Source organism: Draconibacterium mangrovi, assembly GCF_010586825.1.
In the GTDB taxonomy this organism is placed as follows: Bacteria; Bacteroidota; Bacteroidia; order Bacteroidales; family Prolixibacteraceae; genus Draconibacterium; species Draconibacterium mangrovi.
The window spans coordinates 100715-123396 of sequence record NZ_JAAAGB010000002.1; the positions used below are offsets into that span (position 1 = coordinate 100715).

General features: G+C 41.0%; 25 protein-coding genes. 20 read left to right on the forward strand and 5 right to left on the reverse strand.

Annotated features, from left to right (window positions below):
- Nucleotide 1: 1 nt before the first annotated feature.
- Genes murC through G4420_RS07440 form a run of 6 tightly spaced genes read left to right on the forward strand, consistent with a single transcriptional unit; the run spans nt 2 to nt 6672 of the window.
- Entirely contained in the window at nt 2–1390 is a 1389-nt protein-coding gene (murC, locus tag G4420_RS07415) for a UDP-N-acetylmuramate--L-alanine ligase (RefSeq protein WP_163322967.1), read from the forward strand.
- Nucleotides 1387–2139, forward strand: a complete 753-nt coding sequence (locus G4420_RS07420; RefSeq protein ID WP_163322968.1) for a cell division protein FtsQ/DivIB — start codon at nt 1387–1389, stop codon at nt 2137–2139. Before murC ends, G4420_RS07420 begins: the two co-directional genes overlap by 4 nt.
- Before the next feature lie 2 nt (nt 2140–2141).
- Nucleotides 2142–3425 (forward strand): cell division protein FtsA, encoded by a 1284-nt coding sequence (ftsA, locus tag G4420_RS07425; protein ID WP_163322969.1) that lies wholly within the window; start codon nt 2142–2144, stop codon nt 3423–3425.
- Nucleotides 3426–3436: 11 nt separating this feature from the next.
- Nucleotides 3437–4792, forward strand: coding sequence for a cell division protein FtsZ (gene ftsZ, locus G4420_RS07430; protein ID WP_163322970.1), 1356 nt, complete (start codon nt 3437–3439; stop codon nt 4790–4792).
- A 33-nt stretch (nt 4793–4825) separates the two neighbouring features.
- Nucleotides 4826–6205, forward strand: coding sequence for a cell division protein FtsZ (gene ftsZ, locus G4420_RS07435; protein WP_246241576.1), 1380 nt, complete (start codon nt 4826–4828; stop codon nt 6203–6205).
- Nucleotides 6206–6222: 17 nt separating this feature from the next.
- Entirely contained in the window at nt 6223–6672 is a 450-nt protein-coding gene (locus tag G4420_RS07440; RefSeq protein WP_163322971.1) for a GatB/YqeY domain-containing protein, read from the forward strand.
- Nucleotides 6673–6738: 66 nt separating this feature from the next.
- Here the strand turns inward: G4420_RS07440 and G4420_RS07445 are convergent, their stop codons facing one another.
- Together G4420_RS07445 and G4420_RS07450 are read right to left on the reverse strand one after the other, a co-directional pair.
- On the reverse strand, nt 6739–7062 hold the full coding sequence (locus G4420_RS07445; RefSeq protein WP_045032193.1) for a hypothetical protein: 324 nt from the start codon (nt 7060–7062) through the stop codon (nt 6739–6741).
- Between the two features lie 512 nt (nt 7063–7574).
- Nucleotides 7575–8012: a peptidylprolyl isomerase gene (locus tag G4420_RS07450; protein ID WP_163322972.1), complete on the reverse strand. Its 438-nt coding sequence runs from the start codon at nt 8010–8012 to the stop codon at nt 7575–7577.
- Nucleotides 8013–8486: 474 nt separating this feature from the next.
- Between G4420_RS07450 and G4420_RS07455 the strand changes: the two genes are divergently transcribed.
- Together G4420_RS07455 and G4420_RS07460 are read left to right on the forward strand one after the other, a co-directional pair.
- Entirely contained in the window at nt 8487–9122 is a 636-nt protein-coding gene (locus G4420_RS07455; protein WP_163322973.1) for an O-methyltransferase, read from the forward strand.
- Between the two features lie 11 nt (nt 9123–9133).
- Nucleotides 9134–10495, forward strand: coding sequence for an APC family permease (locus tag G4420_RS07460; RefSeq protein ID WP_163322974.1), 1362 nt, complete (start codon nt 9134–9136; stop codon nt 10493–10495).
- Here the strand turns inward: G4420_RS07460 and G4420_RS07465 are convergent.
- The 3 genes from G4420_RS07465 to G4420_RS07475 form a co-directional block, all read right to left on the reverse strand.
- A complete protein-coding gene (locus G4420_RS07465) occupies nt 10479–11225 on the reverse strand; it encodes a lysophospholipid acyltransferase family protein (protein ID WP_163322975.1) in 747 nt (248 codons plus the stop codon). The genes G4420_RS07460 and G4420_RS07465 overlap by 17 nt on opposite strands.
- A 210-nt stretch (nt 11226–11435) precedes the next feature.
- Nucleotides 11436–13583 (reverse strand): xanthine dehydrogenase family protein molybdopterin-binding subunit, encoded by a 2148-nt coding sequence (locus tag G4420_RS07470; protein ID WP_163322976.1) that lies wholly within the window; start codon nt 13581–13583, stop codon nt 11436–11438.
- Between the two features lie 37 nt (nt 13584–13620).
- Nucleotides 13621–14097 (reverse strand): (2Fe-2S)-binding protein, encoded by a 477-nt coding sequence (locus tag G4420_RS07475; RefSeq protein ID WP_163322977.1) that lies wholly within the window; start codon nt 14095–14097, stop codon nt 13621–13623.
- 534 nt (nt 14098–14631) lie between these two features.
- On the opposite strand from G4420_RS07475, the gene G4420_RS07480 reads away from it, so the two are divergent.
- From G4420_RS07480 to G4420_RS07535, 12 genes are all read left to right on the forward strand, one after another.
- Entirely contained in the window at nt 14632–15996 is a 1365-nt protein-coding gene (locus tag G4420_RS07480) for a phage integrase SAM-like domain-containing protein (protein WP_163322978.1), read from the forward strand.
- Between the two features lie 26 nt (nt 15997–16022).
- Nucleotides 16023–16628: a hypothetical protein gene (locus tag G4420_RS07485; protein ID WP_163322979.1), complete on the forward strand. Its 606-nt coding sequence runs from the start codon at nt 16023–16025 to the stop codon at nt 16626–16628.
- 141 nt (nt 16629–16769) lie between these two features.
- Nucleotides 16770–17018 (forward strand): helix-turn-helix domain-containing protein, encoded by a 249-nt coding sequence (locus G4420_RS07490; RefSeq protein WP_163322980.1) that lies wholly within the window; start codon nt 16770–16772, stop codon nt 17016–17018.
- 12 nt (nt 17019–17030) lie between these two features.
- Complete coding sequence (locus G4420_RS07495) at nt 17031–17852, forward strand: hypothetical protein (RefSeq protein WP_163322981.1); 822 nt, start codon at nt 17031–17033, stop codon at nt 17850–17852.
- A 247-nt stretch (nt 17853–18099) separates the two neighbouring features.
- Nucleotides 18100–18369 (forward strand): helix-turn-helix domain-containing protein, encoded by a 270-nt coding sequence (locus G4420_RS07500; RefSeq protein ID WP_163322982.1) that lies wholly within the window; start codon nt 18100–18102, stop codon nt 18367–18369.
- Nucleotides 18370–18376: 7 nt separating this feature from the next.
- Nucleotides 18377–18748: a hypothetical protein gene (locus G4420_RS07505; RefSeq protein WP_163322983.1), complete on the forward strand. Its 372-nt coding sequence runs from the start codon at nt 18377–18379 to the stop codon at nt 18746–18748.
- Nucleotides 18748–19656, forward strand: coding sequence for a hypothetical protein (locus tag G4420_RS07510; protein ID WP_163322984.1), 909 nt, complete (start codon nt 18748–18750; stop codon nt 19654–19656). Before G4420_RS07505 ends, G4420_RS07510 begins: the two co-directional genes overlap by 1 nt.
- Nucleotides 19653–20033, forward strand: a complete 381-nt coding sequence (locus G4420_RS07515) for a hypothetical protein (protein WP_163322985.1) — start codon at nt 19653–19655, stop codon at nt 20031–20033. The genes G4420_RS07510 and G4420_RS07515 overlap by 4 nt, the downstream gene beginning before the upstream one ends.
- Nucleotides 20024–20389 (forward strand): hypothetical protein, encoded by a 366-nt coding sequence (locus tag G4420_RS07520; protein WP_163322986.1) that lies wholly within the window; start codon nt 20024–20026, stop codon nt 20387–20389. The genes G4420_RS07515 and G4420_RS07520 overlap by 10 nt, the downstream gene beginning before the upstream one ends.
- A complete protein-coding gene (locus G4420_RS07525) occupies nt 20390–20923 on the forward strand; it encodes a terminase small subunit (RefSeq protein ID WP_163322987.1) in 534 nt (177 codons plus the stop codon).
- Entirely contained in the window at nt 20920–21285 is a 366-nt protein-coding gene (locus tag G4420_RS07530; RefSeq protein WP_163322988.1) for a hypothetical protein, read from the forward strand. Before G4420_RS07525 ends, G4420_RS07530 begins: the two co-directional genes overlap by 4 nt.
- A 23-nt stretch (nt 21286–21308) precedes the next feature.
- A complete protein-coding gene (locus G4420_RS07535; RefSeq protein ID WP_163322989.1) occupies nt 21309–22667 on the forward strand; it encodes a hypothetical protein in 1359 nt (452 codons plus the stop codon).
- Nucleotides 22668–22682: the final 15 nt, after the last annotated feature.

Below are 22682 nucleotides of genomic sequence, written 5' to 3' on the forward strand. Positions count from 1 at the left end.
AATGGACAACATTCAGAAAATAAAGAATGTATATTTCCTTGGGATAGGAGGAATAGGGATGAGTGCGCTGGCCCGTTATTTTAAATTTTCAGGGCGCAATGTGGCAGGATACGATCGCACACCAACGGCACTGACCGACGCTCTTCAGAAAGAGGGAATCGATGTGCACTTTGATGACGATATCAGAAATATTCCGTCGAAATGGAATCCGGCAGAAACCATTGCTGTTTACACACCGGCTTTGCCCGACGAGCATAAAGAACTGAATTGGTTTAAAAGCCAGCCAATCGGTTTATTTAAGCGGGCGAAAGTTTTGGGCATGATCTGCAACGAGCGAAAGGGAATTGCTGTTTCCGGTACTCACGGAAAGACGACAACAAGTACCATTGTTACCAATATTCTGAGTAAAACGGAGCAAGGATGCGGCGCATTTTTGGGCGGTATATCAAAGAATTTTAGAAGTAATCTGGTGTTGCCTGAAAACGATTCGCCATGGATTGTCGCAGAAGCCGATGAGTTCGACCGTTCGTTTTTGCACTTGAAACCACAATTGGCACTGGTAACTTCGGTTGATGCCGACCATTTGGATATTTATGGCGAAAAGGAAAAGATCGTTGAGTCGTTTGAGAAATTTATTTCGCAGATCCGTCCCGATGGAAGTTTGGTGATAAAAGAAGGAGTAGATTTGGATACTTCGAAAACCGAAGCAAAAGTTTATTCCTACTCGCTAAAAGGTAAAACGGATTTTGCAGCATTAAATCTGCAGCTGAATTCGGAAACGGGTTTTTATTCGTTCGATTTAAAAACTCCGGATGGAATTATTGCCAACTGTAAAATGAATTATCCGGGGCTGGTAAACGTAGAAAATACGGTTGGAGCCAGTGCTTTGGCCTGGTTGGCCGGTGCATCGGCGAACGCTATAAAGGCAGGTATTGAGGATTACGAGGGCGTGGCACGTCGTTTTGATATTCGCTACCGTTCGGAGAATCGGATTTACATCGATGATTATGCACATCACCCAGCGGAATTAGAGGCATTTATAACTTCGGTTAGAGCTTTGTTTCCTGATAAGAAGGTGACCGGAATTTTTCAGCCTCACCTGTTTTCGCGCACCAAAGATTTTGCGCCTGAGTTTGCACAAAGTCTGGATTTGCTGGACAAAGCTATTCTTATTCCGCTTTACCCGGCTCGCGAAGAACCAATTCCCGGCGTTTCATCAGCTATCATCTACAAAGAAATGAAGCTGGAGAACCGGACGCTGGCCGAACGCGATGAGGTACTGAAAATACTAAAATCGGACCCGAACGAAATTGTACTCACAATGGGTGCCGGCGATATAGACCGAATGGTGGAGAGTATAATTGAACTGTTGGAAAGTAAAGAAAAATGATAAAGAAGTTTGCAAAAATAGGCGGTTTGTTGGTGTTGCTGGTATTTCTACTGGTAACATTGTCATTTACTTCACTGAAGTATAATCACGTCAATTGCAACGATATTCAGGTGAATTATAATCCGGAGGAAGTTATAAAAGTAAATCGCACGGAACTGATAAATCTGGTGAAGTCGATCGATAAAGATATAATAGGGAAGGATTTTGACAGTATAAATACAGTGCAAATTGAGCAGGCGGTTGAAAAGCATGAAGCGATATTGAAAGCCGAGGTTTATAAAGTTGTTACCCGCACCGACAGTGCTACTTTTAGGGGTGTGCTGGCCATCAATCTGAAACACCGGAAACCGGTGATACGCGTTTTTTCTGATAAAGGAAATTATTACCTCGATGAGTTTGGTGGTAAAATTCCGGTGTCGACAAATTATGCGGCAAACGTGCTCGTTGCCACCGGAGATATCAGTGAAGAGTTTGCAAAAGAAACACTTTTGCCATGTGTTTTAACGATAGAGAGCGACGAATTCTGGAATGCACAAATTGAGCAGATTCATGTGCAAAAAGATGGCGACGTGCTGTTGATTCCCCTGGTTGGCGATCATACCATTGAGTTTGGTACGCTGGAGAATTACGAGGAGAAGTTGCGGAATATGAAAGCTTTTTACAAGCAGATTATGGCAAAGAATAATTGGAATAAATACAAAACGATCAGTTTAAAATATAAAGATCAGGTAATAGCAAAAAGAAGGTAATTATGGCTTCAAGAACAAATCTTTCAGTTGTTATCGACATGGGAACCTCAAAAATGGTTGCGCTTGCAGGCCAGGCAACAGCCGAGGGGAAAATGGAAATACTGGGTACTGCCCAGGTGCCGTCAAAAGGCATAAAAAGAGGAATGATTTTTAATCTTGCAGATGCGACGGAGTCCATCACTGCAGTGTTGGAACAGTTGGATGCACAGCTCGAAGATGAAATCACGGTTGTTGATGTGGCGTACGCCGGAAAACGTATGCGAACCATCGATTACAAAGCTTCGCGTTTTACCGGCGAAGGTGGCGTGGTAACCAGTCTCGATATTGACGAGTTGTACAATGAAGCGAAAAGCCTGAAGATCAAAAATGATTACCGTATTCTGAAAGTTATTCCAACTTCGTTTATTATCGACGATGAAACGGAGGAACTAAAACCTGTTGGAGCCACAGGGAAAAAGATTGAAGCCCGTTACAAGCTGGTGATTATGCCTGATCAGGAATACCAGATTCTGAACCGCGTTTTGGAAAGTGTTGGTGTTGAACTAGGCGAAGTTTTCCACTCGTCGCTGGCACTGGCAGAAGCCGCGCTTTCAAAACCTGAAAAGGAAATGGGTGGTGTGGTACTCGATATTGGTGCCGGAACTACCAATCTGGCTATTTACTACGAAAACGCACTGGTACACACGGCTGTAATTCCGTTTGCCGGAGCAGTTATTACCAACGATTTAAAAGTGGGCTGTTCTACATTCCTTGAAAAAGCAGAGTTGCTAAAAGTACGCTACGGACAAGCCTTGGGCGACCAGATTAAAACTGAGGACACCGTAACCATTGCCAAAAATAATGGCTGGGAACCAAAAGAAATTACCATTCGTAGTTTGGCGTATATTATCCAGGCGCGATTGGAAGAGATTGTAGATTGTGTAGTTACCGAGATCGAAAGATCGGGTGTTGCCGATCGTTTGGGAACCGGAATTGTTCTGGCCGGAGGAACCTCAAATCTGGGGCACATTATTACGCTGGTAAAATTTCATACCGGTTTAGATGCACGCAGAGCACACCCGGTAATTCTTCCTGCAAATCGTAGGGAAGAAGCAAAAAATCCGGCATTTCTAACGGCTTTGGGAGCGTTAAAACTTTCGATAGCTCAAAATGTTGGAGAAGAAAGAACATTGCCCGAGCCAAAAGTGCATCGGAACGGACGTGGTTTAATGACCAATGTTAAAGGAGCTTTGCAAAGTGCGATCAACTTTTTTGGCGACGACAACGATGATCTTGAATTCAATTAAAACAAAAAGATATGACCGAAGAATTAGCAAATTTTCAATTTCCGAAGGCAGCATCATCAATTATTAAAGTAATTGGAGTTGGCGGTGGTGGTTGCAATGCGGTCAATCACATGTTCGAAGAGGGAATAACAGGTGTTGATTATATCATTTGTAATACCGATTCGCAAGCCATGGACAATAGTCCTGTGCCGATTAAAATACAGCTTGGAACCACATTAACAGAAGGGCGGGGCGCCGGAAATAAACCCGAAAGAGGAGCCGAAGCCGCCCGCGAAAATTACGAAGACCTGAAAAAGGTGCTGGGTGACAATACTAAAATGTTGTTTATCGCGGCAGGAATGGGAGGTGGAACCGGAACCGGAGCAGCTCCTGTTATTGCAAGTCTGGCCCGCGAACTCGATATATTAACCATTGCGGTGGTAACCATTCCGTCGCCGGCCGAAGGAAACAAACGCCGCGCACAGGCACAGGAAGGTATAGATAAAATGGCCGAGTTTGTTGATAGTATGCTGGTGATCAGCAACGACAGGCTGCATCATATTTATGGCGATTTACCCGCAAGCCAGGCCTTTAAAATGGCCGACAACATTGTGTCAACTGCCGTTAAAGGAGTTGCCGAAATTATTACCGTTCACGGAAATGTAAACATCGACTATACCGATGTGGAAACGGTGATGCAAAAGAGCGAGGTGTTTATTATGGGTACCGGTTTTGCCACAGGCGAAGGCCGTGCCATGGATGCCGTGAATGCAGCTCTGGAATCGCCATTGTTGGATAGTAACGATATTTACGGAACAAAAAATATACTGCTGAATATTATCTCCGGAAGTGAGGAGATTAGGATTGGAGAGATTGGTGAAATTATTGAATCGCTACAGGAAAAAGCTGGTCAGGATGCTGATATTATTTGGGGTAATGGCTACGACGAGCGTCTTGGCGACAAAATTAGTGTGACCATTCTGGCCACCGGTTTTGATACCAATCCTAACAAAGAATTGCAACCGGAAAAAGAGATTCAAAATTTTGATCTCGACGACGACCTGGAAGATTCAGTTGCCGGGCAAGAGCCGATGAATGAAACAGCAGAAACAATCTATTCGGATTTATACGAAGAAAAACCATACGAGCCAGAGCAGGAAGAGGAAGAAATAATAATGTTTGTTCCTCCGCAACCAAAACCAAAAGCCAGGCCAAAATCCAAATCGACAGGTTTTGGCTGGAAGTCAAAGGAAAAGACCAAAACCAGGGAAAAGGCCGAAAAAAAGAAAGACGAGCCTGTTACTGAATCGAACATCGATAACTGGTTTTATAAAAATTTTGGCAGCAAGATTTTTAATGATGGTGATGAGGATCAACCTCTTGATTAATAACGACAAAACAGGGTGAAGAAAATGGAAGATATGGCTGATTTTGTAATGGAAAAAACTCCTGGTGCCGCGATTAAGGTTATCGGTGTTGGTGGCGGTGGCGGAAATGCTGTAAACCATATGTTTAAGCATGGAATTCGCGATGTGGATTTTGTTATCTGCAACACCGATGCGCAGGCTATGGAGGCAAGTGCTATTCGAACTCGTGTACAGCTTGGGGCTTCATTAACCGAAGGGCGAGGAGCCGGTAATAAACCGGAAGTAGGCAGGCAGGCGGCTATTGAAAACATCGAGGATGTAAAAAAGACCTTGTCGGAAAACACCAAAATGGTATTTGTAACTGCCGGGATGGGCGGAGGAACCGGAACCGGAGCTGCTCCTGTAATTGCACAGTGCTGTAAAGAGCAGGGATACTTAACTGTGGCTATTGTTACCATTCCGTTCCGTAACGAAGGAAAAAGACGCATAAAACAAGCCTACGAGGGTATTAAGGAATTGGCTACTTATGTCGATTCGTTGCTGGTGATCAATAATGAACGTATTCGCGAGATGTTTGGCGATTTTGGAATTTCCGAGGCCTTTGCGAAAGCTGATAATGTTTTGTCTACCGCCGCAAAAGGAATTGCCGAAATTATTACCGTACCCGGATATATAAATGTTGACTTTGCCGATGTTGAAACTGTAATGCGGAAAAGCGGAATGGCGGTTATGGGAACCGGTGTAAGCGACGAAGAAAACCGGGCAGAAGATGCTGTGAGAAAAGCATTAAACTCGCCATTGTTGAATGATAATGAAATTCGCGGAGCACGAAATATCCTGGTAAATATCAATTCGGGAGCCAAGGAAGTTACCATGGATGAAGTTGGCCGCATTACCGATTATGTGCAAAACATGGCCGGTTTTGATGCCGATTTGATCTGGGGAAATGGCACCGATGAAAGTCTGGGCGATAAACTGTCGGTAACAGTTATTGCTACCGGATTCCCAACCAGTATTATTTCTGAGCTATCGGAGCAAAGCCAGCGAAAAGTGGTTTCGCACACTCTTGAAAAAGAGTCGGTATCGGTTACAAAAAATGTGCATTTCTCAGAGCATAAAAACGAAGATAGCAGAAGCCAGTCGACTTTTGAATTTAGTGTGGAGAACAAAAGCGTTAACGATGACGATGAATTTGAATCGTTGTACCCAATAACGTCGCGCGAAAGAAACAGTGCGGAAAAGGAAATTGACGTTAATGATTACGCTAATCTCAGTGACGACGATGTAGACGAGCTTGAAAATGTACCGGCATTTAAACGCCGCAATATTCGCATTAACGACCCAAAATACAAACGCGACCGTTCAGGTTATTCCGTGAACCGCGACAACCGTATTTCAGACAGAAACAGTTATCTTCACGATAATGTAGATTAATAAAAAAATTGAATGTTATGGCAATATTTGATCAAATTAATGAAGACATAAAAGCGGCCATGAAAGCCCGCGAAAAGGAAAAGCTGGAAGCTTTGCGTGGCATTAAAAAAGTAATGCTTGAGGCGCAAACAGCAAAAGGTGCCAGCGACGTTTTGGCCGATGATGATGCGTTGAAAATTATCTCTAAACTGGCAAAACAAGGTTCCGATTCGGCAAATATTTACAAAGAGCAGGGACGTGAGGATCTGTACGAACAGGAAATGAAACAGGTGGCTATATTTGAAAGTTATCTGCCCGCAAAAATGTCGGACGAAGAGTTAACGGCAGCTGTAAAAGCCGTTATCGAGCAAGTTGGTGCAAGCAGCATGAAAGACATGGGAAAAGTAATGGGAATTGCTTCGAAGAAACTCGCCGGTCAGGCCGACGGCAAAGATGTTGCCGATAAAGTTAAAGTTTTATTAGCATAACAGACGAAACGTTCAATACGAAAATAAGAAAGCAGGTTTGTACATACATACCTGCTTTTTTATGTTTTAATCTTCCAATTGATCCGCAACGTGGTCGAGGTCCGAATATTTATCTTCGTAATCTTGTTTAACCTCGTCTTTTAAGAATCCGTCATCGTCGTAATCGTCGTCCTCATCAACCAGAGCAACGGCTTCGTTTTCGGTCATTCGTAACATGTAATACTTGTCTTCCGTTTCAAATGGTAAAACCGTAATTTTCTGCCCGGTTTTATCAAAAAAATGGATAAGGTTGTCAGCAAAACCATCCGCATATATTAGCTTAATCTGCTCCTGTAAATCCTTATCAAGTTTGCTGTAATCCTTAATTACCTTCGGTTTATTATTTGCCATTTTTATACCAGTTAAGTTTGTGAAAATAAAATTTAATAGGACAAAAGATTACTGGTTTTAATCTTCGCTATAGTTAGAGTTTACTTCTACATTACACGAACAAATAAATAGGATGGAAACGACATTTGCAATAGCTAAATAATAAATTTTGCAATTTTAATAACTAAACTTTTCGAGTCAAATAGTTGAATAATGAGGAAGGGTTAAATTACAATTGTTTTTAAAGACTAGTAATGGTGTGATGCGGTGAAGGTATGTTGTGTAAGATTTAGTTAATGAGGGGTTTGTGTGTATTTGTGCATCTTTATCTAATTTATTTGAATAGTGCTGATACACGAATAAAAACAGAACCTTGTAATTTGAAATGCTTAGAAACGATAAAAGAAAGGTGTGTTTTTATGTCGTATTAAGCATGATTCGAAACAACCTGAGAAGGAAATACAATAAGTAGCAAATTGTGCATAAAAAAAGGGAGCCTGTAAATGGCTCCCTTGATCTTATCTTTGGTGAAACTATTCTTCCGAGATAATTATTTTTTCAATTTCATCTCCCTGGCGGATGTCGTCGATTACATCAAGTCCTTCAAAAACGCGTCCGAAGCAAGTGTGATGACGATCGAGATGTTGCGTGTTTTCACGGTTGTGACAGATAAAAAACTGAGACCCACCGGTATTTCTCCCTGCGTGTGCCATCGACAGAACACCTTTGTCGTGGTATTGGTTGTTCCCGCTTGTTTCGCAATCAATTGAATAGCCTGGTCCACCAGCTCCGGTTCCGTCAGGGCATCCTCCCTGGATAACGAAGTTAGGGATCACACGGTGAAAAGTTAGCCCGTCATAAAAGCCCGATTCGGCAAGCTTAATAAAATTAGCAACAGTTCCCGGGGCATCTTCTTCGTAAAACTTAACTTTCATTACTCCTTTTGAAGTATGTATTTCAGCTGTTTTCATTCTAAATTATTTTAATTCGGCACAAATGTAGAAAAAAAGAACAATTTTCATAATGACCTCTTACAAGCCACTGAATGTAATTGGGTTAGCAGGGCGTTTGAGATATGCTAAAAGGTTGAAGAATAGCGATTTTTACAGAAAGTATAAAAAGAAAGAAGGAGACTCAACAGTCTCCTTCCTAAATGTTAACCCCCAAACACACAATATGGGATGAATCCCAAATGCATTACAAATATATGTTTTCTCAAGCATAAAAAAAACAATTACAAAATAATTTATTCTTTTATCTATGAATTTAGATGATTTGATACGTTGGTAATCGAATACATGAAAATTATGTTATGCTTAAATGATAAGATTTTTAGATTGACAGAACTATTTTAGAACACGCCGAAATCCTAAAACTTTAATATTTTCTTGGAGAATTTATTATCTTGCTTGCTTTAAAGCCAATACTGATTTCAATTTACGATAATGAAGTACCGACTATTTATGCTATGCTTATTGGGAGTTCTGGCTGCATTTACAGCTTGTGGTCAATATCCTGAAACAGAAAATTCTCTCGACAAAAAGGTAAAAGCTTTTCTTGAGAAAAACGCCAGCGAATGGCGCGATATGAATGTTCCTTTAACAGATGGGAAAATTCTTTACGATATTATTGTTGAAAATGGCTACACTTCGGCCGTTGAAATTGGAACGTCAACCGGTCACTCTGCCATTTGGATTGCGTGGGCAATGAGCAAAACCGGAGGAAAGCTAACAACGATTGAGATTGATAAAACCCGATATTTACAGGCCAAGGCAAACTTCCGTAAAGCCGGTGTTTCAAAATATATAGATGTTAGACTGGCCGATGCACACGAGTTAGTGCCGGCATTAGAAGGAGTGTACGACTTTGTTTTCTGCGATGCGGATAAATACTGGTACAAAAACTACTTTATTGCGATGGATCCAAAATTGAAAAAAGGAGGTTGTTTTACTGCTCACAACACTGCAACAATGGTGAATGGCATTGGTGAGTTTCTTCGCTATATTGAAAATCTGGAAACTTACGATACAACTATCGACCGATCCAGTCGTTCCGGAATATCAAAAAGTTTTAAAAAATAAACGAACTCATCTTGCATAATCTGCAAAAGAAATTGGAGCGCCGACTTGGCTTATTTTCTGTAACAAATATCGTTATTGCCAATATTGTTGGTGCCGGAATTTTTACTACAACCGGCTATTTAATGGGATTTTTGCAGAACCCTGTTGTTATGCTGATTTTGTGGGGAATTGGCGGTTTGGTAGCCTTGTGCGGAGCCATTTCGTTTGGCGAATTGGGAGCTGCTTTTCCCGAAGCCGGTGGCGAATATGTATTTATTTCAAAACTGTACTCGCCAATGCTGGGCTTTTTAAGTGGCTGGCTATCGCTCATTGTTGGTTTTTCGGCACCCATTGCTGCCTCGGCAATCGGCTTTGCAAAATATTTTACCTGGGCGTTTCCTCAGTTGCAAAACTGGCTGATGCTAAATGAAATCCTCAGCGTGGAAGATTTTAGCCGTTGTATGGCCATTCTTGTTATCGTTGGTTTTAGTTTTGTGCATTCGCGCGGGATAGTGCTTGGCGCCAGGGTGCAAAACTGGCTCACCTTACTAAAAATACTTTTGGTAGTAGGATTAATAATTGCCGGTTTGCTTTTGGGCAATGGAAGTATGCAAAATGTACACCCGGCCTTGCCCTTTCAGTTTTCGTTCGACAATTGGAAAGCAGTTGGTCTTTCGCTAATGTTTATCATGTTTGCCTACAGCGGGTGGAACTCGGCAACTTACATCGGTTCCGAAATTCGGGAGCCGGGAAAGGTAATACCTCGTTCCTTACTTATTTCAACCTTAACGGTAACCGTTTTATATATTTTGCTGAACCTGTTTTTTGTGTATTCAGTGCCGGCATCGCAAATGCGAAACGAACCTGAAATTGGAGGTTTAGCCGCCGGTATGGCGTTTGGTGCAACTGCCGAAACCATTGTTTCATTACTTATTTCGTTTGCTCTTTTTTCGTCGTTAAGTGCATTTATTATTCTGGGACCGCGGGTTTATTATAAGATGGCCAGCGATGGTTTGTTTTTTCAGTCAGTGGCCCGAATTAGTCCGAAACATAAAGTGCCCTCTAATGCTATTTTGTTGCAGGCAGGAATTGCTATTGTGTTGGTTCTTTCGGGTACTTTCGAGCAGATTTTAACCTACATGGGGTTTTCATTGGGAATCTTTCCGATTATAGCGGTGGCCGGTAATATAAAATTACGACGATCGGAACATCAGAGGCTGCGTTTGCCGGGGTATCCGTATGTTCAGCTGTTTTTTATTTTGGTGAGTACGGCCATTTTAGTTCTTGCGTACCTGGAGCGACCAGTTGAGTCGAGTATTGCTGTTTTAACAGCTCTTTCGGGTATTCCGGTGTATTACTGGTTTCAAAGAAAGAAGGTTAAGCCGACTGAATAGATTTCAGCATCGATTCAATTTGCTCCTTGGTCTTTTCCTGCAACTGTTTGTGATCGTTGTCTAGAATAGGTTCGCCATAACGAATAGTAACGTGAGTAAGAGGTTTCCCCAGCTGCCGGAAAAAATGCCCCACAAAAGTGTCTTTGTCAACCCAGGCATCATCAACATCTTTAAAATCAATTGCCATCGGGATAACAGGAATGTTCCCATCGGCCGCAATTTTGAAGCTACCGTTTTTAAACTTTTTGGTAAGCGGTCCTTTGTAAGTTGTTCCTTCAGGAAAAAGAATTACCGGGATTCCGCCATCAACCGATTCTTTTATTTTTTTCATCGTCAGCAGAAGGCTTTTCTGATTTTTCCGGTCAACCAAAATCGAGTTGGTAACACGTGCTCCCAAAGCCACAAAAGGCCATGTGGCTATTTCTGCTTTTCCAACCATGGCTGCGGGTGTCATTGCGGCAACAATAAAAATATCGATGTAGCTCCGGTGATTGGGCATTAGAATATAATTACCAGCTTGGGGAATTTCGTTTTTATCCACTTTAATTCCGCAAATAAAAAGGATGGTGCGCCCCCAGGTGCCGGCCACCCACTGTTGCATGCGCCGACTAAAACCTTTTGTTTTTAGCCAAAACCACCCGATTATGGTAACATAAGCACTCATAAACAGCACCAGTAAAAGCCTGATGAAAGCAAGTGGCGAGAATAAAATTATTCGAGCGATCTTCATTTAAAGCATATCTGTTTAATTGCAAGCGTTTCGGATTTATTAGCGCATCCGAATCACGACAACATTCTTACTGATTACAAATATGCGAAAACAAGCAATACGGATAAAAAAAAGGATTCCAGGTTTTAATCGCGCTGGAATCCAGGTTTTGTGGTTGATTCTATTAAAAAGTGACAAATTGTAATTCGTAGGATTATTTCTACTTAATGATTATACATTTTTCAAAGCCTGAAGTACTTTGTCAGGAGTCATTGCCATTTCAAGTAATCGGGCTCCCGTCTGATCGTAAATAGCATTTCCGATTACGGCTCCCATACAAACAATTGCCGGTTCTCCACCTCCCTGCGGAGGCGTGGTTCTTTGCAAAATTTTAGTTTCCATTTCCGGTATCCACGAGAACCGTGGAATTTCATAGGTGTCGAAATTTTTGGTTATAACTTTTCCGCCCTCAAACTCAATAACCTCTTTCAGCGAATAACCCAACCCCATGTTTATACAGCCTTCCATCTGAATGGTTGCGCCCTGCGGATTTACACAAAACCCCATTTCCTGAGCAACCAAAACCTTTAAAACTTTCACTTCACCAGTTTCTTTGTTAACATCAACTTTGGCAATGTGCGCAACATAGGTTCCGGCATCAGAACCTATGGCTACGCCAAATCCTCTGCCCGATGATGATTTCGCTGGTTTCCAGTCGGCCATTTCTGCCACTGCCTTTAGCACATCGATAGCTCGTTGGTCTTTAAGGTTTTTTAACCTGAACTCAACCGGATCCATTCCCGCTTTGGCAGCCATAATGTCCACCTGCGTTTCGCGTGCAAAGGTGTTGGTGCTGTTGCCCGGTCCGCGCCAGGCTCCGGTGTCGAAAGGATGTATTCCCGGGGCTGTCCATCCACGTCCGTAAACCGTTCTTTTCTGATGTGGCACATCGTACAGGGTTTCCGAGCCGCGGTCCCCGGCATAATAAACGTGGTAATCCCAGAAGGTAATTTTGCATTCGTCGTCGATTCCCGAGTTTACTTTTAAAACTGCTGCCGGACGGAAGGTATCATAGAAAAACTCTTCTTCCCGTGTCCAGTCAACCATAATCGGATTACCGGTTAGTTTTGCCAGTTTTGCTGCCTCAACGGCTTGCCCGTGGGCCGATTTCCCACCAAAACCACCTCCCAGATACGGAGGTTTCACGCGAACTTTCTCTGCTTCCATTCCCAATATCCTGGCGATATTTGATTGTGCTGGAAACGGTGTTTGTGTTCCGGCCCAAACGGTCATTTTATCACCATCGAAATATGCCATTGCAGTGTGAGGTTCCATGGGCGAGTGGGCAACGTATCCGTCGTGGAATTCGGTATTAAAAACCGAAGTTGCCAGTTCTTCTCCTTTTGAAAGGTCACCCTCGTTTATATTTACATTTCCTTCCGGTGCACGTTCCTTTAGGTAATCGAAAATGTTGTCATTATTAACCGGTTTGTCCGCTTCCTCAAATTTGGCTTTGAACAAGCCTCGTGCTTTTTCTGCCATTTCCGGGTCTTCATGCAAAGCAGCCACAAGGTCGCCATCTTTTACAATTTGAACTCCATCTACTTTTTCAGCCTCCGATGTATCCACCGAAATTAATTTTGCACCGTGTGATGGCGGACGTAATAAACGGGCATAAAGCATTCCAGACAAACGCAAATCGCCTGAATATTTGGCTTTTCCGGTAACCTTTTCCATGCTGTCGGCACGGAATTTCGGCTTGCCCATTATTTTGTATTTCGAATAATCTTTAACGGTAGCATCTTTTTTCGCAACCCGTTCAATGCGTTGCCCATTAGCAAGTTGCGCGTAAGTTACCTTTTTCGCTCTGTTACCGCGATCAAAAACCACACCTTCAGCAACTTCGAGCTTGTCCACTTCTGTACCCAGTTTTTCCGCAGCCAGTTCCAATAAAACCTGGCGCGCTTCTGCTGCAGCGGCCAACATCGACGGCCCGAACATGCGGGTTGTGAGAGAGCCAAAAGTTCCCATGTCCCACGGACAGAGGTCTGTGTCGCCCATTACCATTTCAACTTTTTTGTACGCTACATCCAGCTCATCGGCCAGCATCATGGCCAGACCGGTATTTGCACCCTGGCCCATCTCTATTTTTCCGGTATAACACGATACTTTTCCATTCTCATGAATACGCAGAAAAGCATTAAAATCATCGGGTAACTGCCGTTGATTGCCTTCAGCTGCCATCAGTTTTAGCGCTGCTCCGGCATGAAAGAAAACATAAATACCTCCGCCTAGCAGTTGAATAAAGTTTCGGCGTTTTATGGTGTTGGCCGGGGTGTGTCCTTCTATATAATCCTGAATATTTTTTGCCTTATCCATGTTGTCATTTTTTAGGAGTGAATACATAGAAGCTAAATCATTTGCTGTTTTGCATTTTGTTTGCAGCGGCTTCAATCGCATCCAGAATACGGTTGTGTGCACCACAACGACACAGGTTGTCTTCCATTCCCAAAATGATATCTTCCCTGCTCGGTGTTGGCTGGTTGTTTAGTAATCCCACAGCATTCATTATCATGCCCGGAGTGCAGTAGCCGCATTGCAGTGCATCATGGTCGGCAAATGCCTGCTGCACCGGATGCAGCTTTTCGCCTTGCGCAAGTCCCTCAATCGTGACAACGTTTTTGCCGGCTACATCGCCAATAGTGGTGGCGCACGACCGGGTTGCCGAGTTGTTGATTAGAACGGTGCAGGCGCCGCAATACCCTTCGCCGCAACCATATTTGGTACCTGTTAAGTTGAAATGTGTTCGCAAAACCCAAAGCAGCTTTTTCGACTCTTCCAGTTCCACCGAAACATTTTTTCCGTTTAAAGTAAATTCGATTTTTGCATTCATTACAGTTGGTTTAATATGATTTAGATTTTCTGCAGAATTTAGTGTTGTTTCTAATTCCGCGTGAAATCATTTTTGGCAAAAATGCTCTTCCTTCAAATTTACTAAGAATTAATCAGAAAGAAAATGGTGGAGTGGTAATGGTGTAATTCTCCTTGGAAGAACAGAAGTTATTGAATGGAGATAATGCGTGCAGTAATACTAAGAACCAAAACAGGATTCCGCATTTGCGGTTTGATTAAGGGTTTTAAAGCTAAAACAATTGATTATCTGAAATAAAAAAGAGAGCCGTTATTGCTCTCTTTTGTTGAGGTTCCTGGCGAACCCGAAACTATCCATTTCGAAGTGTTTTAGAACGCCTTTAAATCCTCTAAAAAGGGTGTGAAAATCAATGAAAGGGGCGTTTGTGGGGGTGTTTGCTATATTTAATGAAATTTAATAAAATTGAATGTTATTTAAATTTGGTTGCCCAATGGTTGCCCAAATTCAATTTTATGCCTAAATTGGGGAAGTGTTTGAATGATAAAAATCTAATCAATGGCAACCGTCGCATATTACCTACGAAGTGAACGAAATCCAGCAAATATTTATTTACGACTTTCTGTTGGAAGAGGAACAGTAATTAAACGTAAATCGGGTTATGTCATCGATCCTGATAAATGGAGTTCTGATAAAAAGGCGAAACAATCAGGGAAGAAGTATTCTGTTGTCGAGAAAGTAGGCTTTCCGAAAGTTGCCAGAACTATAGAGGATAAGCAGGAGGCGATGAGAGATAAGCTTAAAAAACTCTCTGATTCGGTATTCGAAAGCTACAACGAAGCTGTAAAGGATGGAGTAACTGTGAATGTTGAGTGGCTCCAGGAGCAGATTGATAAGCATCATGGGAAGGTTGAGGAAGTTGATGTTGACAGTCTGGTTTATCAAATTCAAGCTTATGTAGACTTCCTTCCACGGAAGAAACTTAATAATGGGAAGGTTGGTGCAAGTGCAGCAACCATCCAAAAACAGAAATCATTAAAGACTAAGATCGAACAGTACCAGGCGTATACCAAGAAGAAGTTTAAAGTTGCGGATATTTCCCCGAAGTGGGTAGAAGCTTTTGAGAAATACTTATTCGAAGTGGATAAGCTGAATCCAAATACATCTGGCCGGTATGTGAAGCATTTAAAAACAGTTTGCCGTTTTGCCAGCAATAATGAAGTGCTTACCCACAAGAACTTTCATGCGGTTAAGGGATACAGCGTTAAGCGGGATGTTATTTACCTAACATTTGAAGAACTTGATAAAATAGAAAATAAGACCTTTGAACGTGAAGCATTGAATAATGCCAAAGACTGGTTGGTAATTGGATGCTATATTGGACAACGTGTTAGTGATTTGTTGAACCTAACGCATAAGAACCTTACAACAGTATCGGGAATGGAAATGATTAGCCTTAAACAACAAAAAACCGGAAAGCAAGTAATGATACCGGTCCATGAAAAAGTGAAAGCGATTTTAAAAAAGAACAATGGTAAGTTTCCAAAGAAAATAGCAGATCAGAAATTCAATAAACACATTAAGGATGTTTGCGAAATTGCCGGTATCGATGAGGCAACCTACGGAGGGAAGATGGTAAAGGATAAAGAAACCAAAATAACACGGAAGCAGTTTGGAATGTTTCCGAAGCATGAATTAGTTTCTTCACACATTTGTAGGCGCTCTTTTGCATCAAACTTTTATGGTGAGATTCCTACCTCTCTACTTAAGGACATAACGGCACATTCGACAGAACAACAATTTTTAGCTTATATCGGCAAAAGTAGTTCGGATAGTGCACTGCAGGTCGCTGAATATTGGAGTAAACAAGCTGCCAATAAAAAGAAAGAACCTCAAATGACAGTATTAGGAAAAGCAAATTAATTACATAGCTAACCAAACAACTAATCATGAAAACTTTTACCAAACTTATTTTAATCGTTGTTCTAATCTTTGCAACATTTGCCTGCAGTACACAAAAGAAGATAGCAAAGAAGAATGAGAAACTCGAAATAATCATCCAGCGAGAAGCAATATACTACGATGTAGATTTTAAAAGCATTACTTCCGGGAACCTGTCGAAACAGTATAAAGACAATATCATCGAAACAGTATTGAAGATAGCTCCGGCTGAAATAAAGAAGGATATTTCCGAATTCGTGAAAGAGTATGACGGTCCGGAATTAACAGATCCACCGCAATATTTAATTGATGAGATTTATGATTCTGTCAGGCGAGAGAGAAGTTCCAGGTGGGCCGATGCGCTTTATGCTTTTGGTGAAGGAGCACAGGGATATACGGCCGATCAAAACGCAATGGCTTCAAATAAGATTCGGAACAAGCGCGAGGTGCTTTATTTGAAGCTAAAGGAAATTGACAGTCAGAATAATGCAGCACAGGATGTTTGGGAGCGCTATTTCCTTGAAGATTTACAAAAATTTGTTGCGTTAAAAATGGCAATCCAAAAAGAAGGATGGATGAAGTTTAAGGATGAGGTTGAGTATATCTCCATGTAAGAACAAATTCTCTTATTGCTCTTAGTAGTTATGAAGGCACGTTGGAAGCTTCTAATTGTTAATTAACTGGTGGACATCATGTTTATAACATTCATTTTAAAAGGTTGTAGTTAATTGCAACCTTTAATACTTTTAAGGATTATGAAAACAGTACCACACGATGAGGAATTAAAGACTGCTCTTGCACAACAGTTTAAAGAGTTACGTTTAAAGAACAAGTTAACTCAATCGCAATTGGCCGACCGCTTAGGTGTAGAAAAGGGACAAGTATCAAAAATAGAAAACGGAAAGTTTAATCTTACTCTGGCAACTATAACCCGGATAGCAGCCGCACTTGATGTCACAGTGAATTTTGATTTACGTCCGATTGTAAATAATCAAATGAAATAGTAAAACTTTCTTATGAAAGATTGGGACGATTTCTTAAAAAAACTCATAGCAAAATTAAATTCATTTAGAAATGATGGATTAGGTAATTATCTTTATTATCCAGAAGAAAAGTTAACGGAGGTAAAAGACGATATAAATGAGTTGTTTCATAATTCTGCCGAAGATGATTATCTATGGCCATACTGTAGTTTTACAGTGTTTAAAAACAATTTAAAAATTGAGTTCGAAAAATTCAAAGCAAAATATCCTAATGAAGATCCGGAGCCAAAGGATTTTGCGGATGAAATTATCGGATATGTACAGAAAACCTCCTGCCATTCAGTAACTCCTAATTCAAAACCATTTTCGCCACATTTGGTAAGTGATAAGCCGATTCTAAAATATCTTTTAGGGGGGCATGATTTAAAACGGATTACTGGCTCACGTACTTATGAAAATATTGAGTTTGCCCAAAAAAAGAAACAAAGGTATCTCCAAGAGATACAACAGACCAATAAGTTTGCAAAGATAAGCACGAAACCCAATAAAACTGATATATCTGTAGATTTGATCAATCCGCATCTGAGTGCCCTCAGAGACGTTCAACCACCAATAATTAATAAAGAAGGGCAATATAATCTTGGAGAAAGAAGCAAGGGAGCTATTACTGCTTGGATTGAAGTCTTAAAACTACGAGGGCACTTACCCCAAAAGGATAATTCCAGAGAACTTGTGTCTATCCTAAATGAGCTTATTCCAGGCTTAAATATGGGCATTGATGGAAAGACTTTGAGAAATATCGAAACTTCCGCCTATAAAAAATATCATACCAAACTGCTAAGTCTAATTTCTTAAAGCACATTATTTACCAAGGGTAATTACAGGTAGATAACATTCTTTTACTTGCTCGTGAATTAGTTGAAACACCATTAATTATGAGCAAAGAAACAATTCTTTTATCGGTATCAAAATCAGAATTTAAGGCATTAATCGTAGATAGTGTAAATGCCTGTCTGACTACACACTTCCCTAACGACAGGCCATCGGTCATGAAGCCTCCATGTACTGTAGTGAAGAAATCAAAAGAAAGGGAGGAAGAACTATGAAAGGGGAAATTTTTATCCATCTACCTCCAGAACTGGATGAAAAGCTTCAAGAGATAAAAGCAGAGATTGAGGCTTTAAAAAGTGATTTCCAGCCTAAGCAACCCGAAGAATATGTTCCATTAGATGAAGCTGCCAAGAGACTGCATGTCGATAAGTCGACGCTTCATAATTGGCGAAAGAGAGGTATTGTCAGAGGATGGCAAATAGGGAATCGAGTATATCTGAAGTGGTCAGAGGTAGAAGCTTCTATCCAGCCTTTAAAATAATGGTGTTATGAAGTCAATTGATACCTTAAAAAATATCGCCGATAGTAATTCTTTCGTAAATGCCCTACGCGAACAAGTAGAGCGTGGAACTGGTAAATCTTTCTTCCAGTTAAAATTGGAATTTGGAGAAGACAAGCTATTCTTTATTGCACTTCAACATGTGACCGCAACCAAAAAAGCGATTTGTGAAGCAATGGGAATACCGGTTGAAGCCGCATGCAGATACAAAAGGAGCTGGCAAAAGGATGGTTTACTGGTTGAATCGATCGATGAGGTGAAATGTCCGATCACTAAGCATTCTGCACACTTGCTCTCTACTAATCCAGCGGAATTTGATAGGCTCCGAAAATCAAAGTTTAAACAGCTAAATCTATTCTAATGATTGAAGGTGGATACATATTGCAACCACGAAAAATTAAGGAGAGTGATATTTCAAAAGCTCCTCCTTATGTTAGAGAAATATGGCACTACCTACTTAGAGAAGCAAATAGTGCAGATAATAAATATGCAGGACACACCATTAGTAGGGGACAGTTGTTTCGGGATTACAAATCAATCCGTGAAGATTTGGCCTGGTATGTAGGTTATAGAAAAGAAATGTATAACGAAAATCACACGAAGAAGGCTATGAAGTTTTTACGAGATACCGGGCGAATAACCACAATGAAAGAACTCGGTGGTGTGCTTATAACTATTTGTAAATATGATTATTACCAAACTCCGAGGAATTACGAAAGAACTATTGGGAGAACCATTGAAAGAACCAATGCAGAACCAATGCAGAACCAACCCCTACCCGATAATAACAAGAATGAAAAGAAAGATAAGAACAACAAGAATTCTCTTTTTAGACAGAGATTTTTTTCAGTTTTAGAAATTTTTTATTTCAAGAATTTTAATAATCCAATTGCCGTTACTAACGCCTTCTTCAACCACTACGAAGGAGTAGGATGGAAAAATGCTCGCGGTCTTGATATTGAATCAGTAGAATCGGTTGCTGAGAATTGGGAAAACAAAACTACCGAAGGCGCAAATTGCCCGGAACAATTGCTAACAAAATGGAAAGTAATGTTCGGAATACTGAAGAATAACACTGACCACTACAACAAATTCCTTCTTATTCGGCCGGCAAAACTCGAGAACAAAACCTTTGTAATTCGCGGAAAACAAAAAGACATTGAAGCTATTGAAGCCGACAAAGAACTATTAAAAGTGTGGCGCAATGCTCTGTTTATGACTTTCGGCAAACTAACTATACAATACGAACTCGATAAACAATTAGCATGAAACTAACGCAATTACATACAGGCAATAAAAATGTGCTCTTATCTGATTTATACTCCCATACCATTTCTTGCTTGATCAAAGGAGGATTTACTCCTGATCAAACGAAAGCGGTATCAGAAATGCTTGTCGAACTGGATTGGATTGAACCAGCAATTCGTGGTATTCCCGTAGCGGGAAGAACGCAGATTTATCGAACAATATTAAAAGAAATGAAAGAGGACATTTATCCGGTTCATCCGCTTGGGTGGTCCGCAATGTGTCACTTCTTCAAAGAAATTGGTATAGATACAATCGAAATGATGGTGACCATCAACACCAGTAAAGAATTACGAAAAGAAGTAGAATCATCAATATTATACCGACTGATATGGAATTAAATAAGATTGATCCGAATAACGACTCTATGTCATATTTATTTCAAGGCACAATCGAGCGTTTGGTACATGGAGGGTATTTCTCACCGGAGGAAGAAGATCATATTTTGTATGAATTAAAGAAACTCCAAGGAATAAAGAAACAGGTTTTATCAATTCCTGAGGACCGACAGCAGTACTTCTGTGATCGGCTCTTAACTGAACTCAAAAGTGGGAATTGCCCAATGCTTCCGATGGCGTTGTCTCTGATTTATTTCAATCTTACTCAGATGGGTGTTGACACCAGCCTATTAAAAGACTTTTTGGATGAAAGCGAAGAACTGCAACACGAAATAGAAAAAATAATAACTGCGGATTAAATGGAATTGACACACAAACAAGAATTATTTGCACAAGAAGTTGCTGAAGGAAAGACTTACGCCGATGCCTATCGGAAGGCTTATAGTTGCGCAAAAATGTCTAATAATTCTATTTGGGTTAATTCGTCAAAACTAATGGAGAACACTAAGGTTGCACTAAGGGTAAAAGAAATTCAGGAGGAAATAAGGGACCGCAATAAAGTTATACTGGATGAAGTATTACGAGAAATGGCCCGCTGGCTACGGTTTAACCTGAAGTCGATAATGAAAGAGGACGGGACAATGAAAAACTTCGAAGAAATGACAGAAGAAGAGGCAGCTTGTATTGCAAGTTTCGAAGTCGTAGAACTGTTTGAAGGTAAAGGGAAAGACCGTGAAAAGATCGGTTACTTGAAGAAGGTGAAGCTAATTGATAAACGAGCAATTTCAGATCAGTTTATGAAGCATTTTGGGGCTTACCAGGATGCGAAAATGAAAGTGCAATTTGAAGATTTAAGTCATCTGGAAGATTTATTAAACGGGATAAAAGAATGAAAGAAGTAATTGAAAAATACCACACGAATACAGTATTACGCGCTGATGCTTACGAATGGCTCCTGCTTCAGTTTGAAGAAGGAAGTTTAACATCGGAAGAAGAAGCCGATATTCTAAAAAGCCTTTCTTATCTCGAAATGATAAAAAAGGGAACCGACAAACTGCCAAAGGAGCTGCATCAAGAATTCTATTTCAACATTCTATCGCAAATGGAAGATGGAAGCTTTCCTCCGGATTTGATTTTTTGGTCGGCAGTGTATTACAACTTAACACGGATTGGCATTGATACGTCTGAGATGCGTGAAGTGATTAATTACAGTCCCTTTTTATCCGAAGAAATAGAAGACAACATTTTACAATAGCAATAACCATAAAAAATACAGAGATGAAACCAGAAGAATTAAAATCAATTAAGAGTAAAGAAGCGAATGTGAAAACTTCCGGCAAGCCAGAGGTGAAGCTTGAAGCGATGGCAGAACGAACACCAACCTCCGATTCCCGACGAGAAATACGGCGTAACCATAAGGACTATGAACAACTAACGTCCGAAGCCCGAAGCCAGGGGCTTGATCTTAATAACGTTTTAAAACAGCCTTTGAACGCAAAAACGAAAAAGGATCTAAGCATTTCAGCCGACAAGATATATTCCGAGGATTTAGCCACAAGCGTCAAGGGCCTTTCTGAGGCATTTGGAGAAGCTCCGCAAGAGCCGCTTCCCGACATCGATTATAAAGACTTGCAAGAATCGGCAAGAAAACAACGTCGTGCGCGTTGGGCCGATGCACTCTACGCATTTGGCGAAGGTTTACAGGGACGCACAGCCAATCCGAATGCAATGGTTGGAACGAAGTATCAACGTCAACGCGACCAGCAATTCCAAAACTATAAATCAACCGTTGAGCGAAATCGCAAAGCAAAAGAACTTTGGGATCAGCGTCGCAACAATGAAATATTGAACTGGATATTGGAACGCAAAAACGACCAAACACTCACCGCGACAGAACGTGAAAAGTACCGGCTCCTGGAAGCTCAAATCAATTCATCGAATCGAAAAACGGTATTGGGAGAAAACGAACTTGCGGCCCGTAAGGACAATAGTTACTACAACACTAAGTCTGGGAAGACTACGCAAAATCCTGTGTATACCCAGCAGCTTGATAATGGAAGCTGGCAGCTTTCATCTGGAAAAACACCTTATACTGATTTGCTCTATTCGATGACCGATGCCCCGGATGAATTATTTCCCGATCCTGGTAACAGACGATATACTCCGGCAGAAAAAGAGGATATGGCAAAGCAAATTATCAGCCAGGCTTTTCAACTGTCAACAGACAAAAATGGAAATACAATCGCCCGGCCTATTGAAGGACGTGAGAGTTACGTACAGGATATTCCGGTTAGACAAGAGGTAGCGAATCTCGACGAATTAATTTCGATAACAGAGAAGGATTTAGCCTTCATACAGGAACGGTATGATGGAGCAAGTAGAAGAGAAAAAACGCAGGTTAAAGAGGAACTGGACCAAAAACAGAAAGAACTGGACCAGATTAAAACAAACAGAAGCAACCTTCAATCACGTTTGAAAACTACCCTGAAAAACTCAGATCATGATAATACGAAAAGCGATGAATACAATTCGTTTTGGAATGGAACGAAAAAGGAAAGTACCTTTTCTGAGATAGTAAAAAAACACCAGCAACCTGCAGTAAACTCTACAAAGAAACTTGAAGCCTTTTTCGAATAAACTTTAATGAATAGC

What these genes read in the sequence shown, in the direction of transcription:
- murC (WP_163322967.1), top strand. Translation starts at nt 2, where the DNA reads ATGGACAACATTCAGAAAATAAAGAATGTATATTTCCTTGGGATAGGA.
- G4420_RS07420 (WP_163322968.1), top strand. Translation starts at nt 1,387, where the DNA reads ATGATAAAGAAGTTTGCAAAAATAGGCGGTTTGTTGGTGTTGCTGGTA.
- ftsA (WP_163322969.1), top strand. Translation starts at nt 2,142, where the DNA reads ATGGCTTCAAGAACAAATCTTTCAGTTGTTATCGACATGGGAACCTCA.
- ftsZ (WP_163322970.1), top strand. Translation starts at nt 3,437, where the DNA reads ATGACCGAAGAATTAGCAAATTTTCAATTTCCGAAGGCAGCATCATCA.
- ftsZ (WP_246241576.1), top strand. Translation starts at nt 4,826, where the DNA reads ATGGCTGATTTTGTAATGGAAAAAACTCCTGGTGCCGCGATTAAGGTT.
- G4420_RS07440 (WP_163322971.1), top strand. Translation starts at nt 6,223, where the DNA reads ATGGCAATATTTGATCAAATTAATGAAGACATAAAAGCGGCCATGAAA.
- G4420_RS07445 (WP_045032193.1), bottom strand. Translation starts at nt 7,062, where the DNA reads ATGGCAAATAATAAACCGAAGGTAATTAAGGATTACAGCAAACTTGAT.
- G4420_RS07450 (WP_163322972.1), bottom strand. Translation starts at nt 8,012, where the DNA reads ATGAAAACAGCTGAAATACATACTTCAAAAGGAGTAATGAAAGTTAAG.
- G4420_RS07455 (WP_163322973.1), top strand. Translation starts at nt 8,487, where the DNA reads ATGAAGTACCGACTATTTATGCTATGCTTATTGGGAGTTCTGGCTGCA.
- G4420_RS07465 (WP_163322975.1), bottom strand. Translation starts at nt 11,225, where the DNA reads ATGAAGATCGCTCGAATAATTTTATTCTCGCCACTTGCTTTCATCAGG.
- G4420_RS07470 (WP_163322976.1), bottom strand. Translation starts at nt 13,583, where the DNA reads ATGGATAAGGCAAAAAATATTCAGGATTATATAGAAGGACACACCCCG.
- G4420_RS07475 (WP_163322977.1), bottom strand. Translation starts at nt 14,097, where the DNA reads ATGAATGCAAAAATCGAATTTACTTTAAACGGAAAAAATGTTTCGGTG.
- G4420_RS07480 (WP_163322978.1), top strand. Translation starts at nt 14,632, where the DNA reads ATGGCAACCGTCGCATATTACCTACGAAGTGAACGAAATCCAGCAAAT.
- G4420_RS07485 (WP_163322979.1), top strand. Translation starts at nt 16,023, where the DNA reads ATGAAAACTTTTACCAAACTTATTTTAATCGTTGTTCTAATCTTTGCA.
- G4420_RS07490 (WP_163322980.1), top strand. Translation starts at nt 16,770, where the DNA reads ATGAAAACAGTACCACACGATGAGGAATTAAAGACTGCTCTTGCACAA.
- G4420_RS07495 (WP_163322981.1), top strand. Translation starts at nt 17,031, where the DNA reads ATGAAAGATTGGGACGATTTCTTAAAAAAACTCATAGCAAAATTAAAT.
- G4420_RS07500 (WP_163322982.1), top strand. Translation starts at nt 18,100, where the DNA reads ATGAAAGGGGAAATTTTTATCCATCTACCTCCAGAACTGGATGAAAAG.
- G4420_RS07505 (WP_163322983.1), top strand. Translation starts at nt 18,377, where the DNA reads ATGAAGTCAATTGATACCTTAAAAAATATCGCCGATAGTAATTCTTTC.
- G4420_RS07510 (WP_163322984.1), top strand. Translation starts at nt 18,748, where the DNA reads ATGATTGAAGGTGGATACATATTGCAACCACGAAAAATTAAGGAGAGT.
- G4420_RS07515 (WP_163322985.1), top strand. Translation starts at nt 19,653, where the DNA reads ATGAAACTAACGCAATTACATACAGGCAATAAAAATGTGCTCTTATCT.
- G4420_RS07520 (WP_163322986.1), top strand. Translation starts at nt 20,024, where the DNA reads ATGGAATTAAATAAGATTGATCCGAATAACGACTCTATGTCATATTTA.
- G4420_RS07525 (WP_163322987.1), top strand. Translation starts at nt 20,390, where the DNA reads ATGGAATTGACACACAAACAAGAATTATTTGCACAAGAAGTTGCTGAA.
- G4420_RS07530 (WP_163322988.1), top strand. Translation starts at nt 20,920, where the DNA reads ATGAAAGAAGTAATTGAAAAATACCACACGAATACAGTATTACGCGCT.
- G4420_RS07535 (WP_163322989.1), top strand. Translation starts at nt 21,309, where the DNA reads ATGAAACCAGAAGAATTAAAATCAATTAAGAGTAAAGAAGCGAATGTG.